Annotated in this window: 1 protein-coding gene; it reads left to right on the top strand. The window is 53.0% G+C overall.

The features are described 5' to 3' along the window. Window positions 1-102: 102 nt before the first annotated feature. Window positions 103-1,043 (top strand): IS256 family transposase (locus BG260_RS13865; protein ID WP_069133552.1); only part of this gene is annotated, 941 nt, incomplete at its 3' end.

Here is a 1,043-nt window from a genome sequence, read left to right as displayed (position 1 = left end):
ATACTTACCCAATAAGTGTGTCTGGGGGGTAGAATAAAAAAGTCTTCTTGTGTAGGTTTGGCAGCGTCCAAACCAACCAAAACCCAAAACACAAGAAGACCAATGATTGTCTCAAAAGTACTACTCAAAGATCTAATTGCCAACCACCTCAAGCAGGAAAACGGGCTCAATGAGGTGCTCGAACTTACGCTCAACGCGATGATGAAGCACGAACGTAGTCTGCACCTGGAAGGTGCCGATGGCAATAAGGGCAATGGCTACCGACCGGGTAGAGTCTATGGCCACGGAAAACTACTGGAGTTGCGCATCCCCCGTGATCGCAATGGAGAATTCTACCCGAAAGTATTGGCACTTCTGCGCAGCCAGCAGGCCGAGACCGACAAGTTGGTGAGTGCTTTATACGGGCAGGGGCTTACCCAAAGCCAGGTAGGTGAAGTCTTTGAGCGACTCTACGGGCGCCATTACAGTTCTTCACAGGTCGGGCGAATGATTGAGTGGATGCGCGAGGACGTAGCCGAGTGGAACAGCCGGCCGCTTGAGGGGCGATATCCGGTTGTGTTCATCGATGCCTTATGGGTGAACGTACGGCGCGACAGTGTCAAAAAAGAGGCGTTCTATGTTGTGCTGGGCGTCAAAGAGGATCGAACGCGAGAGGTACTGGCTATTTCTCATCAGCCGGTTGAGAGTGCCACCGGATGGGAGATGCTCCTTCAAGAGCTTAAAGCTCGAGGGTTGTCTTCCGTTGGACTGATGGTAGCTGATGGGCTCAGCGGACTGGAAGAGGCCGTTGCCAAAGCCTACCCGGGATCAGACTTTCAGCGATGCGTTACACACGTCAAACGGCGGGTTTTAGCACGGGTACGAACCGAAGACAAGCCACGGTTGGCTGAGGATCTGAGGGGTGTGTTTGCCACAGATCGCCCCGATGACACCCCGGAGAAAGGCTGGCAGCGTTGGCAGTCACTATGTAGAAAGTGGCAAGGGAAATACAGAAGATTCTCCAGGCTGCAAACCGATCCGTTGTATCGGGCCTGTTTTACCTA

Origin of the sequence: Rhodohalobacter halophilus (assembly GCF_001715195.1) — a bacterium.
GTDB lineage: Bacteria > Bacteroidota > Rhodothermia > Balneolales > Balneolaceae > Rhodohalobacter > Rhodohalobacter halophilus.
Note: the sequence above shows the minus strand (reverse complement) of the source record. Positions and strands in the feature narration are given on the sequence as shown.